This window comes from Bacillus sp. FSL K6-3431, from assembly GCF_038002605.1.
GTDB lineage: Bacteria > Bacillota > Bacilli > Bacillales > Bacillaceae_C > Lederbergia.
In genome coordinates, this window is sequence record NZ_JBBOCT010000001.1 from 1,741,688 (window position 1) to 1,755,461 (window position 13,774).

At 36.9% G+C, this 13,774-nt stretch carries 13 protein-coding genes; 3 read left to right on the forward strand and 10 right to left on the reverse strand.

Annotation, left to right across the window (positions count from 1 at the left end; genetic code table 11):
- The 3 genes from MHB53_RS08885 (at nt 1) to MHB53_RS08895 (ending at nt 3,136) form a co-directional block, all read left to right on the forward strand.
- Nucleotides 1–1,005, forward strand: a complete 1,005-nt coding sequence (locus MHB53_RS08885; RefSeq protein ID WP_445661412.1) for an anion permease — start codon at nt 1–3, stop codon at nt 1,003–1,005.
- A 349-nt stretch (nt 1,006–1,354) separates the two neighbouring features.
- On the forward strand, nt 1,355–1,747 hold the full coding sequence (locus MHB53_RS08890) for a thiol-disulfide oxidoreductase DCC family protein (protein ID WP_340917349.1): 393 nt from the start codon (nt 1,355–1,357) through the stop codon (nt 1,745–1,747).
- A gap of 90 nt (nt 1,748–1,837) precedes the next feature.
- Nucleotides 1,838–3,136, forward strand: coding sequence for an NCS2 family permease (locus MHB53_RS08895; protein WP_340917352.1), 1,299 nt, complete (start codon nt 1,838–1,840; stop codon nt 3,134–3,136).
- 68 nt (nt 3,137–3,204) lie between these two features.
- Here the strand turns inward: MHB53_RS08895 and MHB53_RS08900 are convergent, their stop codons facing one another.
- The 10 genes from MHB53_RS08900 to MHB53_RS08945 all read right to left on the reverse strand — a co-directional run bounded on the left by MHB53_RS08900 (nt 3,205) and on the right by MHB53_RS08945 (nt 13,772).
- The gene (locus tag MHB53_RS08900) at nt 3,205–4,002 is read right to left on the reverse strand and encodes an ABC transporter ATP-binding protein (RefSeq protein WP_340917354.1); all 798 of its coding nucleotides are present in this window, start codon (nt 4,000–4,002) and stop codon (nt 3,205–3,207) included.
- Nucleotides 3,980–5,023, reverse strand: a complete 1,044-nt coding sequence (locus tag MHB53_RS08905; RefSeq protein ID WP_340917356.1) for an ABC transporter permease — start codon at nt 5,021–5,023, stop codon at nt 3,980–3,982. Before MHB53_RS08905 ends, MHB53_RS08900 begins: the two co-directional genes overlap by 23 nt.
- Nucleotides 5,024–5,040: 17 nt before the next feature.
- Nucleotides 5,041–6,051 (reverse strand): ABC transporter substrate-binding protein, encoded by a 1,011-nt coding sequence (locus tag MHB53_RS08910; RefSeq protein WP_340917359.1) that lies wholly within the window; start codon nt 6,049–6,051, stop codon nt 5,041–5,043.
- 215 nt (nt 6,052–6,266) lie between these two features.
- Nucleotides 6,267–7,433, reverse strand: a complete 1,167-nt coding sequence (gene yhbH, locus MHB53_RS08915; protein WP_445661413.1) for a sporulation protein YhbH — start codon at nt 7,431–7,433, stop codon at nt 6,267–6,269.
- A gap of 202 nt (nt 7,434–7,635) precedes the next feature.
- Nucleotides 7,636–8,043: a GyrI-like domain-containing protein gene (locus MHB53_RS08920; RefSeq protein ID WP_340917363.1), complete on the reverse strand. Its 408-nt coding sequence runs from the start codon at nt 8,041–8,043 to the stop codon at nt 7,636–7,638.
- 19 nt (nt 8,044–8,062) lie between these two features.
- Entirely contained in the window at nt 8,063–8,380 is a 318-nt protein-coding gene (locus MHB53_RS08925) for a zinc ribbon domain-containing protein (RefSeq protein ID WP_340917365.1), read from the reverse strand.
- A gap of 70 nt (nt 8,381–8,450) precedes the next feature.
- Complete coding sequence (locus MHB53_RS08930; protein ID WP_340917367.1) at nt 8,451–9,365, reverse strand: helix-turn-helix transcriptional regulator; 915 nt, start codon at nt 9,363–9,365, stop codon at nt 8,451–8,453.
- A gap of 372 nt (nt 9,366–9,737) precedes the next feature.
- Nucleotides 9,738–11,633: a PrkA family serine protein kinase gene (locus MHB53_RS08935; protein ID WP_340917369.1), complete on the reverse strand. Its 1,896-nt coding sequence runs from the start codon at nt 11,631–11,633 to the stop codon at nt 9,738–9,740.
- A 706-nt stretch (nt 11,634–12,339) separates the two neighbouring features.
- On the reverse strand, nt 12,340–12,813 hold the full coding sequence (gene trmL / locus MHB53_RS08940) for a tRNA (uridine(34)/cytosine(34)/5-carboxymethylaminomethyluridine(34)-2'-O)-methyltransferase TrmL (RefSeq protein ID WP_340917371.1): 474 nt from the start codon (nt 12,811–12,813) through the stop codon (nt 12,340–12,342).
- An 89-nt stretch (nt 12,814–12,902) separates the two neighbouring features.
- Complete coding sequence (locus tag MHB53_RS08945) at nt 12,903–13,772, reverse strand: amidase domain-containing protein (RefSeq protein WP_340917373.1); 870 nt, start codon at nt 13,770–13,772, stop codon at nt 12,903–12,905.
- Nucleotides 13,773–13,774: the final 2 nt, after the last annotated feature.

The window sequence follows — 13,774 nt, forward strand, 5'->3', positions numbered from 1 at the left end:
ATGGGAATTGATACAGTTTTTATTATTACAATCTTAATCGTCATTGCCGCCTTGGCATTCGATTTTATTAATGGCTTTCACGATACAGCCAATGCTATTGCAACTTCTGTATCCACTAAAGCTTTAAGACCACGTCCTGCCATCATAATGGCAGCTGTTATGAACTTTCTTGGTGCATTGACATTTACCGGAGTGGCACAAACAATAACAAAAGATATTGTTGATCCGTTTACTTTAACAAATGGTTCGGCTGTTATTTTGGCAGCATTAATTTCAGCCATCGCATGGAATTTAATCACTTGGTATTATGGCATTCCAAGCAGTTCCTCGCATGCTCTTATTGGGTCTATTGCTGGAGCAGCGATCGCAGCAGCAGGGTTTTCCGCACTTAATTACAAAGGTTTTTTGAAAATTCTTGAAGCTTTACTCATATCACCATTAATTGCATTCACTTTTGGCTTTATCATTTACTTTATTTTTAAGATATCGTTGAAAAATTTGAATTTAGCCAAAACGAATAAACGCTTTCGATATATACAAATTGCTACAGCAGCATTACAATCTTATACACATGGAACAAATGATGCGCAAAAAGCGATGGGGATCATTACGATGGCATTGATCGCGAATAATTACCATACCACAACAGATATCCCATTTTGGGTTCAGTTTTCTTGTGCTTTGGCAATGGGATTAGGTACATCTATAGGGGGTTGGAAAATAATTAAAACGGTAGGCGGAAAAATCATGAAAATCCGTCCGGTCAATGGAGTTGCAGCTGATTTAAGCTCTGCTATCATTATTTTTGGTGCAACGCTTATTCACTTACCTGTAAGCACGACACATGTAATTTCTTCATCTATACTTGGTGTAGGGTCATCTCACCGCGTTAAAGGCGTTAAATGGGACACAGCTCAAAGAATGCTGATTACATGGGTGATTACACTCCCTATTACAGCTACCCTTGCAGCAGGTTGTTATTATATATTGAATTTAATTATGTAATGCTATAAGAGGATGTTCAAAAAGTCACCAAATGATAAACGGCGAATTTCTTTTTCTTCGTTGGCAATTAGGTACTTCTACTAAGGCAACAGAGGATCCTCTGTTAAGATCGCTCACGTCTTGTGCAAGTCCGATCCTCAAAACCTTCTTGCCTCGAACTTCTTGTTTCTATTTTGGCATCTTTTTGAACACGCACTATTAGAAAATCTTCTTTTCAGGAGATTTTTTTCTTGTTTTTAACGCATGGAGTTTTAACTTATTTTAGCTTCTGTGAGGGTACTTGCTTTCAAATTAGCCCCAGTAAATATGATAATATGAATAAAGCATTATTTTTAAGGGGAGTGTATTTATGAAACCAGTCATATTGTTCGATGGTGTTTGTAACTTTTGTGATTCTAGTGTGCAATTTATTATAAAGCGTGACCCTAACAGTTATTTTCATTTCACTTCTCTACAAAGTCCAATCGGGCAATCCTTATTAAAGGAATATAATGTGCCAGCTAATATCGATAGCATGGTTCTCATAGAAAACGACAAGCTATTTTATAGAACATCTGCTTCATTGCGTATTTGTGGCCGTTTGACCGGCCTATGGAAGCTATTATATATTTTCCTTCTCATTCCTCCACCAATTAGAAATATTTTCTATCATATTATTGCAAAAAATCGTTATAAATGGTTTGGAAAAAAAGATAGCTGTACGCTTCCGTCTCCGGATATCAAGAAACGTTTCTTATCATAAAAAACTAACTGAGAAATACTTGCTATTAAGACAAAAAACGAATAATATATTAAATGTAATTAATATCGTTCGCCTTTTGGAGGTTTTTTTATGTTTAAATTAAAAGAAAATAACACGACTGTTAAAACGGAAATTATTGCCGGGATTACAACGTTTTTAACAATGGTATATATCGTTGTCGTAAACCCGATCATTTTGAAGGATGCCGGGGTACCGTTTGACCAGGTATTTACCGCTACAATTATTGCCACCGTCATTGGTACACTATGGATGGCACTTGCAGCGAATTATCCCATTGCTATCGCTCCTGGTATGGGATTAAATGCCTACTTCGCCTACTCTGTTGTTGGTACACATGATATCAGCTATCAAGTAGCTTTTTCAGCCGTATTTGTTGCTGGTATTATTTTCGTACTTTTATCTTTAACACCTTTTCGGAAAATGTTAATTGAAGCTATCCCTGATAATTTAAAACATGGGATTACGGCGGGAATTGGCTTATTTATCGCTTTTATTGGTATGAGACTAACGGGATTAATCGTCGCTCATCCTTCAAATCTTGTAGCACTAGGGGATTTACATTCGCCTGGAGTACTACTTGCCTTACTGGGGCTAGCCGTTACATTAATATTGATGGCACTTAAGGTACATGGCGCATTATTTTTAGGGATGATTGTAACTGGTGTCGTGGCATTATTAACAGGTCATCTTTCATTTGACCAAGGGTTTGTCGAATTGCCATCTCTACCTGAAGGGATTATTATTGCTAATCCGATTACAGCATTTGCTGAAGTATGGGATCACGCTCTTTTCGCTGTTGTCTTCTCCTTTTTACTTGTTACGATCTTTGATACAACAGGCACAATGATTGGCGTTGCCCATCAAGCGGGTTTAATGAAAGGTAATTCAATGCCGCGTGTACGCCAAGCACTTTTGGCAGATTCGGTAGCTGCCACTGCTGGTGCGATGTTTGGAACAAGCCCGACGAGCGCTTATATCGAATCATCATCAGGTGTTGCAGCAGGTGGCCGCACTGGCTTAACAACTGTCACTGTTTCCGTTCTCTTTATTATTGCGGCATTTTTTGGCCCGCTCGTTAGTGCTGTATCAGGGCTTTCTGCAATTACTGCACCAGCACTCATTATTGTAGGCAGTTTAATGATGGGTTCTATTGCACAGATCAAGTGGGATGAAATAGAAGAAGCATTCCCAGCATTTTTAATTATTTTGAGTATGCCACTTACATCCAGCATTGCAACAGGAATCGCCCTAGGATTTATTTCTTACCCATTATTAAAAGTTGTTACAGGAAAATGGCGTTCTGTTCATCCGATCGTATACGTTTTTGCTGTATTGTTCTTTTATCAACTCGCATTTCTACCACATTAAATTCAACAAAAAGGTCCGATTTTAAAAATCAGACCTTTTTGTTTTGCCTTTTATTAGTTACAGTCCATTCAAACAGATAATAAAGCTCTGTCATTCGTTAACTTTTCTCCACGAATACGTTGGAATTCAGCCATTAGCTTATCAATCGTTAATTTCTTTTTCTCTTCTGCTTCTACTTCAAGGATTATTTGTCCTTTATCCATCATAATAAGTCGATTACCTAAATCTAAGGCCTGCTGCATATTATGAGTAACCATTAACGTTGTTAATCGATCCTTTTCAACTAATTGCTTCGTTAAATTTGTAATCGTCTCTGCTCGCGTTGGGTCTAATGCTGCTGTATGCTCATCTAGCAATAGAATAGAAGGCTGGGTAAAGGTGGCCATCAATAATGACAAAGCTTGCCTCTCTCCCCCTGAGAGCATGCCTACTTTTGCGTTTAAGCGATCTTCAAGATTCAAATGAAGTGTGGCAAGTGACTCGCGGAAAAATGCGCGTCTCTTCTTATCTACCCCTTTTCTCAAACCTCGCTTTTTACTTCTTGAGAATGCCATCGCTAAATTTTCTTCAATTGTCATGGAAGGAGCAGTACCAGCCATAGGATCTTGAAACACTCTCCCAATTAGCACAGAACGCTTATATTCTGGTAATTTTGTAACATTCTTACCTGCTATTTTAATATCGCCAATATCTGGAGTAAGCGCACCGGAAATCATATTCATCATTGTTGATTTTCCGGCGCCATTGCTACCGATGACTGTTACAAAATCCCCTGACTTTAGCACTAGATTAATTTGATCAAGGGCAATTTTTTCGTCAGGTGTTGCTTCATTAAATACTTTATTAATCTGTTCGAGTTTCAGCAACAGCTTCACCCTCCTTATTTAAAGCATGTTGAGCTAAGCGATCGGCATGCCGCTTCGCTTTTCTGCGCTTTTCCCTTCTTTTTTCAAAAAACTGTGGCATGATCAATGCAATGATTACAATGACAGCTGTAATCAATTTCATATCGCCTGTATCTAACAATTCAATTCTGAGTGCTAGTCCTAAAACAATTCGATATATAATTGCTCCGATAATAACTGCAACCGTTGTTCGCATAATTGATTTCGTGCCAAATATCGCCTCACCAATTATAACAGAAGCTAATCCGATGATGATCATTCCAATTCCTAAACCGATATCGGAAAACTTCGCATATTGAGCAATTAATGCTCCTGAAAATGCGACAAGCGCATTAGATATTCCAAGGCCGATAATAACTAGATTATCTGTATTAGCTGAAAAACTTCTAATCATTTTCTTATTATCACCAGTTGCCCGAATCGCAAGGCCAACTTCTGTTTGTAAAAACCAATCTGCTACAAACTTAATTAATAAAGTAATGATTATCATTAAAAATAAAGTTCCCCAAGTAGACGGCAAATGTTTCATTCCGATCGTTGCCAAAGCTTGATTAATAGCTTGATCGATACCGAGTGAACTCCAAAATACTTGAAATTTACTGAAAAGCGTCTCTGCATTTAACAAAGGAATATTCGGTCTTCCAACGGAATTCTCCGTTGTTAAGCCCATAATCCGCAAATTAATCGAATATAAAGCAATCATCATTAAAATCCCTGAAAGCAATGGATTTATCTTACCTTTCGTATGCAATAATCCTGTCACACAACCTGCCATAAAGCCAATAATTAATGCTGCGACAGTAGCTATCACGGGATGATAACCGAAGAAAATCATCGTCGCTGCAACTGCAGCACCTGTTACAAAGCTTCCATCTACCGTCAAATCAGGAAAATCGAGCACTCGGAACGAAAGATATACTCCAAGTGCCATAATTGCATAGATGATTCCTTGCTCAACAGAGCCAAATAAAGCTAAAAACATTTAGAATCATCTCCAATCTATTTACTAAATTCAGCTTTCCACTCATCTTTAATTTCTAGGTCAATCGCTTCTGCTGTTTCTTTATTCATCACAAACTTTAAGTTTTGCGGTTCTTGAACAGGCATTTCCGCTGGTTTGCTTTCACCTTTTAAGATTTTAACAGCCATCTGGCCTGCTTCATAACCAATATCATAAAATTCAAATCCGTAAGAAGCTAATCCGCCACGTGCGACTGAATCGAATTCGCCAACCATCACAGGAAGTTTATTGTCTTTTGCTACTGATACAACAGACTCTAATGCAGAAACTACAGTATTATCCGTTATGATGTATAATGAGTCAACTTTTCCTATTAATGATTCTGTCGCTTGCTTTACATCTGCAGAAGTGGAAACAGCAGCTTCCTTCACCGTCATATCCATACTTTCAAGGATTTCTTTTACTGCATCTACTTGGGCACGCGAATTTTGCTCTCCAGAGTTAAAAACCATTCCCACATTTTTTGCTCCAAGTTCTTCTTTTAAAAACTTCAAAGTATTCGGAATAGCATCTGGGTGATTATCAATAGTTCCAGTTATATTCCCACCCGGATTTTCCATTGAATCAACTAATTCAGCGCCAACCGCATCAGTCACTGATGTAAAAACAATCGGGATATCCTGTGTCGCACTTGCTACTGCTTGTGCGCTTGGCGTTGAGTTAGCAAAGATCAAATCTACACCTGAGTTAACAAGATTTGTTGCAATAGTAGTATTGGCACTCTTATCGTCTTGTGCATTTTCTACTTTATATTCTGCATTAATCCCCGCATCTTCTAACGCTTTTTTAAAGCCGTCAAATGCAGCATTTAGAGACGGATGTTCAACAATTTGCGTTACACCGATTTTAAATTTCTTTGTCTCCTCGGTTTTCTCTGCTCCCTTGTCTTTGTTAGACTCTGGTGTTGAAGTATTTCCCCCACCACAAGCCGCGAGTATTAAAGCGGCACCGAAGATAGCAATTACGCTTCTTTTCCAACTAATATTCATTCCTTTTCCCCCTATATCTCATTCATCGCCTATTTATTTCGTTATTCTTCGGCAATATTTTATCGTAATGGTACACCGACTAGCCTACTTAGTCAATAAGATTTAAAATGTTTAGACAGTTTCATGCTAATAATTGCATTTTTGACAGTATTTTGTCGAATATCATTTAGATTAATAAAAAAAATCCAGGAGCATATTCCCTGGATTTTTTCTCTTTATGCAAATTGTCGATCCACTTCTTTTCGAAAAAAGCTTTTCATCGCATGAAATACATCTGATTTTTGCTTCAATATATAATAATAAAATTTTTCGTCTTTAATATTTTTATAAGCTGACATTAACGTAGAATTCCGCTGGTATTGGTTCACTTCACCATAGCCAAACATATTCGACTTTTCCATTAGCTCATTTACTAGCTTCGTACATCTTACATTATCAGAGGTTAAATTATCCCCATCTGAAAAATGAAAAGGATATATATTAAAACGAGCGGGTTCATATTTCTCTTCAATAATCTCTAATGCTTTTCTGTATACAGAAGAACAAATCGTCCCACCACTTTCACCTTTTGAAAAGAACTCTTCTTCTGTAACGACTTTAGCTTCCGTATGATGCGCGATAAATTCAATTGTTACTGTCTCATATTTCGTTCGCAGAAAACGAGTCATCCAGAAGAAAAAGCTGCGTGCCATATACTTTTCCCAGACCCCCATGCTTCCACTAGTATCCATCATTGCAATAACAACTGCACTTGATTCTGGCTTCTGAATTTCATTCCATGTCTTAAACTTTAGATCCTCAGGATAGATTGGGTAAAAACCAGCCTCCCCTTGCATCGCATTACGCTTAAACGCTGTCATCATTGTTCGCTTTTTATCAATATTACCCATTAACCCAGTTTTGCGAATATCATTATACTCAATATGTTCTATTTGATTTGTATCCAATTCTTTTCTTTTCAGATTAGGTAATTCCAATTCCTTAAATAATGCTTCTTCTAGATCAAGCATGGATACTTCAGCTTCATAATAGTCTTCTCCAGCCTGGTCTCCTGCTTTCTGACCTTTACCAGGTCCTTTTTGCGAAGCACCATCACGGGCAACTACATCTCCAACCTGGCTGTCCCCACCACCTTGACCAACATGTTTGTTTTTATCATAATTATAACGGATCTTATACTCATCCAATGATCTAATTGGGATTTTCACAACATCATTTCCATCAGACATAATGATGCTTTCTTCTGTAATTAAATCAGGCAGATTATTCCGAATGGCCTCCTGCACTTTTTCTTGGTGGCGTTGTTGATCATCATGTCCTTTGCGATGGAGGGACCAATCTTCTTGGGAAATTGCGTACTGTTGGTGATTTGAATTTGCCATACTCATGCCCCCCTAAAAAAATAATCACAAATTTTCACTTTTTGCATATATTAAGTTGAATGTTATTTCTATATTTATATGCTACTTCTTCTAATTACTCTATCCTATGCAAAGACAATAAAATATTTACTAATAATTAAAAGAATAGGACAAAGATATTCACAAAAAGGCTTGCATGATGCAAGCCTTTTTGATACGAATTTTATTTAATTGCAATATAAATGTCCACTTGTGTTTTGTTAGGATCTTTACTTCTTCGATCATAGCATTCAAAATCGCCACTATAGGTCCGTTCCAGGTCTTTCCTTTCAAACCAGTTCCAAATTTGGTACCACGCTTTCGGTACGATTTCTGTAATAGGGCCTATTTCTGTTGTAAACACAGCGTATTTTGCAGCAGGTACCTTCATCATCATCATATTCTGCGGCATATTATTAATATCAGTGACAATTTTTCCAGTCGAGAATGTGTATTCCCCAGTAACATCACTTTCATAATTAGAATATAATCCAAGTGTTTGCGATGGATCTTCCTGATGTAGTATTTTCTGCTCTACCCCTTCTTCATAGTATTTCCCCCATAAATCCGGTATTTTACCCCTATTTGTCATTTCAACCACATTCGTTGTTCTAACACCTATTCCTACAAAGATAAAGCCTTCCTTTGATTATGTATGTCGGTTCTATTAGGTCTGCTTGCCTCCATCTATTTAAATATGGAATAGAGTTCCTTAATAGCCTTCGCGCTTCTTCTTCCTTCATTCCCTCTTTTGTTAAAACTCCGGTACAGAGATCTATCATCTCCTCCATTGTTACATCGGATTGTAAAAAAGCTCCTTGCTCATAACAATACATACAATATTCTTTACTTTTATTACCATTCGCTTCCGTTCCATATAATCCCGCTTCTATCATTGGCATGCTGCAACTTTGACAATATGTTTGCATTGTATACTCTCCTCCTTTTTTTCCATTATACGAAGTCTAATATGACAGCTCTATGTCATATTGGAAAAGATTATCTATATCTATTCATCATGCTAATTGACAGTTCTTTCAGCTTCGTACGGACATGAGCTGGTTCTATTACTTCAATTTTGTCTAGAAAACTTAATAAAAAACCGTACATCCAATCATCCTCTGGCATTTCTACGACTAGCTGACAGTTTCCGCTTTCATCACAAGTAATTGTTTGCAGATCAAAGATTTCCTCCATTGTTTGCTGAAACGCACGATCAAAAGTAATCTTTAATAATACGGTTCTTGAAGGATGATACCATTCTTTATCCCATGGTGACTCTTCTAATTTTACTTCTTTTCTTTCAAATTCTGTTTCACTTAAAGACAATTCTTTCATTCTCGACAATTTAAACAATCTAAATTGCGTCCTCAATAAACAAAAACCATATAGATACCATGTCTGTCCTTTTAATATCATTGTATGTGGTTCAACTTCTCTTACTGTTGTTACTGCATTACTATTCGAATATGTAAACCGCACACATAATGATGCATGTATCGCCGTTTTTAATAATGTTATTTTTCCTTTCAGTTTCGGATTTCCTCCCCACGGACTAAAATCAATAAAAAATGTTTCAGGATGATGATCACTTGATATATTTTTTATTTTTTCCAAAATCTTTGTTGTATGTATGTCATCATAAGAGGTCGAAACACTTTTTAAAGCGATAGAAATAGCATTAAGTTCTTCTTTTGTCAATACGCTTTTATCTAGCCTATATCCTTCAACAAGCCCAATTCCTCCGTTTGTTCCTTGAAAGGTTACAACAGGAATTCCAGCTTGACTAAGTGTATCTATATCACGATAAATGGTACGAACTGAAACAGAAAACATTTCCGCTAATTCCTGAGCCCGTACTCGTTTTCTATTAATCAATATCATTGTCATCGCTAAAAGCCTGTCTAATCTCACACTAATCTCCCCTTCTTGTGCATCTATTAAAATAGTTTATCGAAGGTTTGGTCGAGAAGCTATCTTAATTATTTAAACAATTATTAAAGTTTGAATGAAATGAAGCTTAACACATTATTATATGAACATATATACATATAAACTCGAAGTGAAATTAAAAATATAAACTAGGCCTACAAGAAATGAATAAATCATCCATTCTTTATAGGTAAAAAATGATTGAAGTTGGAGATCCGATTTTCGGCCTACTAGAATGAAAGGAGAACTACTCCTCTATTGCATGTAGCTGATGATGCTAAATTGAATTTAGCAACAAAATCTAAGCCTTTCTCCTTTGAGAAAGGCTCAGACCGAAGATATGCTTTACTTCTCTTACCGATTTAATAAACTACCGACATACCTCAGCAGATCATTTGCAGATGTAGAATTATATCCATGTTCATCTACTAGACGAGCAACAACTTCATTGATTTTCTTCAATTGCTGCTCATCCGGTGTCTTGGCAGATGTAGTGATCTTTACAACATCCTTTAGATCAGCAAATAATTTCTTTTGAATCGCTTCACGCAAACGATCATGTGAGCGATAATCGAATCGTTTTCCCTTTCTTGCAAGTGCTGAAATTCGAATCAGTATTTCTTCACGGAATGCTTTTTTCGCGTTTTCGGATATACCGATTTGCTCCTCAATCGATCTCATCAATTTTTCATCTGGATTAATTTCATCACCAGTTAATTGATCACGTAATTTTGATTTATTGCAATAAGCCTCCACATTGTCCAAATAATTATCCATTAAGGTTTTAGCAGACTCTTCATAAGAATACACAAAAGCTTTCTGAACTTCTTTTTTGGCCATATCATCAAATTCTTTTCGAGCTAGAGAAATAAAATTTAAATATTTCTCTTTAAGCTCTGCTGTAATAGACGAATGCTGATCAAGCCCGTCTTTCAAAGAACGTAATACATCAAGGGCATTAATCGTCGTAATTCCTTTGCGAATAATCGTTGAGGATATACGGTTAATCACATACCTCGGATCTATTCCACTCATGCCTTCTTCTTGGAATTCCTTTTTTAATTCCTCTACATCTGCGGAATTAAAACCTTCTACGTTTTCTCCATCATAAAGACGTAACTTTTTCAAAACGTCAATATCTCCACGTTTAGGTTCTTTAAGTCTCGTTAAAATTGAAAACATTGCCGCTACCTTTAGAGTATGGGGTGCAATATGAACATCGGCAACATCACTTTCTTGAATCATTTTTTCATATATTCGTTCTTCTTGCGACACTTTTAAATTATAAGGAACTGGCATAACAATAATCCGAGAATGTAGCGCTTCATTCTTTTTATTAGCGATAAAAGATCGGTATTCTGTTTCGTTTGTGTGAGCTATAACAAGTTCATCAGCGGAAATTAATGCAAATCTTCCAGCTTTAAAATTGCCCTCCTGTGTCAACGAAAGTAAATGCCAAAGAAACTTTTCATCACATTTTAACATTTCCTGAAATTCCATCAAACCGCGATTTGCCTTATTTAGTTCGCCATCAAAACGATATGCCCTTGGATCCGATTCGGATCCATATTCTGCTATTGTGGAGAAATCAATACTACCTGTTAAATCTGCGATATCTTGTGACTTCGGATCTGATGGACTAAACGTTCCAATCCCTACCCGCTTATCTTCAGAAAAGAATATCCTTTCTACGAGTACATCTTCGATTCTTCCTCCGTAATCCTGTTCCAATCTCATCGTATTCAGTGGAGATAAATTCCCTTCAATCCTAATACCATACTCTTCATAAAATTCCTCACGCAAATGCAGCGGAATCATATTTAATGGGTTTTCGTGCATCGGGCAACCTTTAATGGCGTAAACCGCGCCTCTGTCCTTTCTAGAGTATGCCTCTAAGCCTCTCTTCAGCATCGTTACAAGCGTTGACTTTCCGCCACTCACTGGACCCATCAGAAGCAAAATCCTCTTTCTGACATCTAACCTTTTGGCTGAAGGATGAAAATATTCCTCGACTAATTTTTCTAGTGCCTCTTCAAGCCCAAATAATTGATGATTAAAAAACTGGTATGATTTACTTCCACTTTCTTCTTCGACTCCCGCGTCCTTAATCATATTATATAAACGGGAGTGGGCAGACTGTGCAACCCATGGCTGTGATTTGAGTAAAAGTAAGTAATCTAAGAAGGTACCTTCCCACTTTAACTTTTCTTCCTCTGTTCGATAATTTTCAATTCTTTTTAGAATATCCATATGAACCTCCCTAGCGGCATTTTGAGAGATATTTACTTAATATATGCAGGCGGACAAATAAACATGATTGATTCAATCCTTCTAAACATGTCCTTTAAGTACGTGTTCAAAAGGTGCCAAATTAGAAACAAGAAGTTCGAGGCGAGAAGGTTTTGTGGATCTGACTTGCACAGGATGTGCTGGTTTCTGTGTTGCTCATAAGACATGAGCGAACTTATCAGAAGATCCTTCCTATAGCTACGTGAGAACCGGAAAAACCGAGCAACGAAGAAATTCGCCGTTTATCATTTGGTGACTTTTTGAACATCCTCTTTAAGAAAACATATTCCAAATATTAAAGCTTATTCACGTAGTTGCCATATTCTTTTTTATCGAAAAAAGGAGCATTCACATTTCTTATAAAATAGGATATACTATGATGAGGACAGGACATGAGTTTAAGGAGGCTTACATATTATGAGAACAATTTTAGTCATTGGCGTCAGCATTGCCTTTTTAGCTGCCATCTTCACTTCTGGGTATGAGGATAAGCCAGGCGTTAATAAAAAGTAAAAGAACAAGCGCGCATTGAACAGCGGAAGGAAGTTCTTCCGTCTCAAGCGATTAATTCTAGTAGTAAATGATTCATAAAAAAAGCGAACCCTTTTTCTGTATGGCAGAAGAAGGGTTCGCTTTTTTTATACGAGTATAAGTTAGTTTAAGGTAATTAATGTAAATCTAAATAATCTTGCTGCCTTAATGCTTCATACACTAGAATAGCTGCTGTATTGGAGAGATTTAATGAACGAACATTGTCATTCATAGGAATTCTTAGGCATGTGTCTTCGTGTTTAGCAATCACTTCCTGTGGTAAGCCCTTCGTCTCTCTTCCAAATATAAAATAATAATCAGCTTCAATATCATCGTATTGGAAAGATGTGTGTGGTTTCTTCCCAAACTTAGAAAGAAAGAAGTATTTTCCACCTTTACTGGCAGAAAAGAAATCCTCAAGAGAATCATGATAAACAATATTTACATGTTTCCAATAATCAAGTCCTGCACGTTTTAGCATTTTATCATCTGTTGAAAAGCCTAGCGGCCTGATTAAATGTAGAATTGTACCTGTCGCAGCACAAGTTCTTGCAATATTACCTGTGTTCGCCGGTATTTCCGGTCGATATAGCACTACATGGATTGGCACTCATGTCACCTCTAACGTGAAATTTCTTCAGTGGCTTTTTCCCCACTGTGTGCCATTATACCACTTTCTCACGATGAGAAAAACTGCTATTATCCATCTATAATCGTAAACATTTTATATTTCATGTTTGGCGTATAAGCGCTTGAGTCTTCATATGCCCAATACCGCATTCTGCTATTATATGTGTGTGCATTAACAAGCGGCATTCCTGCAGCATCTTTGGCAGTAACGATCGTATTATGATCGAAACGGCCATCACCTTGAAAATCATAACAAATGACATCACCAAGTTTTAATTGGAGCGGATCCGTGACTTCCTTGGCCTTTAGACCTGTTTTAGATCCTTGTAAATATACTTTTAAAGCATTTGCCACAGACCAACTATAACTCCAATTTTTATTTTGATACCACCAACCTTTTGATCTGTTGGGATAAGCCCGCATCGGTGCTCCACCAGCATGAAGGCATTGCGATATATAATTCGTACAATCTACATCAAATTTTTCATAAGCTGGATTGTACGTATTCCACCATTTCTCGGCATAACGTACAGCATCCAAGCGATTATAAACAAAGTTTGCCCGTTCCTCTACTTCAAAGTCTTCCTCTAGCATCAGCAAATCCTCTTCGTGATTATTGGCTATGAACACAGGAAGTTCAACATCTTCCAACAATTCACCTTTATAAAAAGATGCTTTTCGCTGTTCTATCTCTTCCTCGATGTACATCCCCTCACAAGTTTTTATTAAATATTTCAGGTGGACATCATAATACACTTGATCATGTTCATTCATTTCTTCCTGCTTGGAAATTTTTCCTTTAGCAATGACTTTTACTATTTTCGCATTCCTATTATTAATAGATTCTAGCTTTCTAACGATTTTTTCTTCCTTTACTTTCTCTTTTCTAACTAATCCATCAACTCTTTTTTCCAAATTAGCCACCAATTGTTTCTTCACGC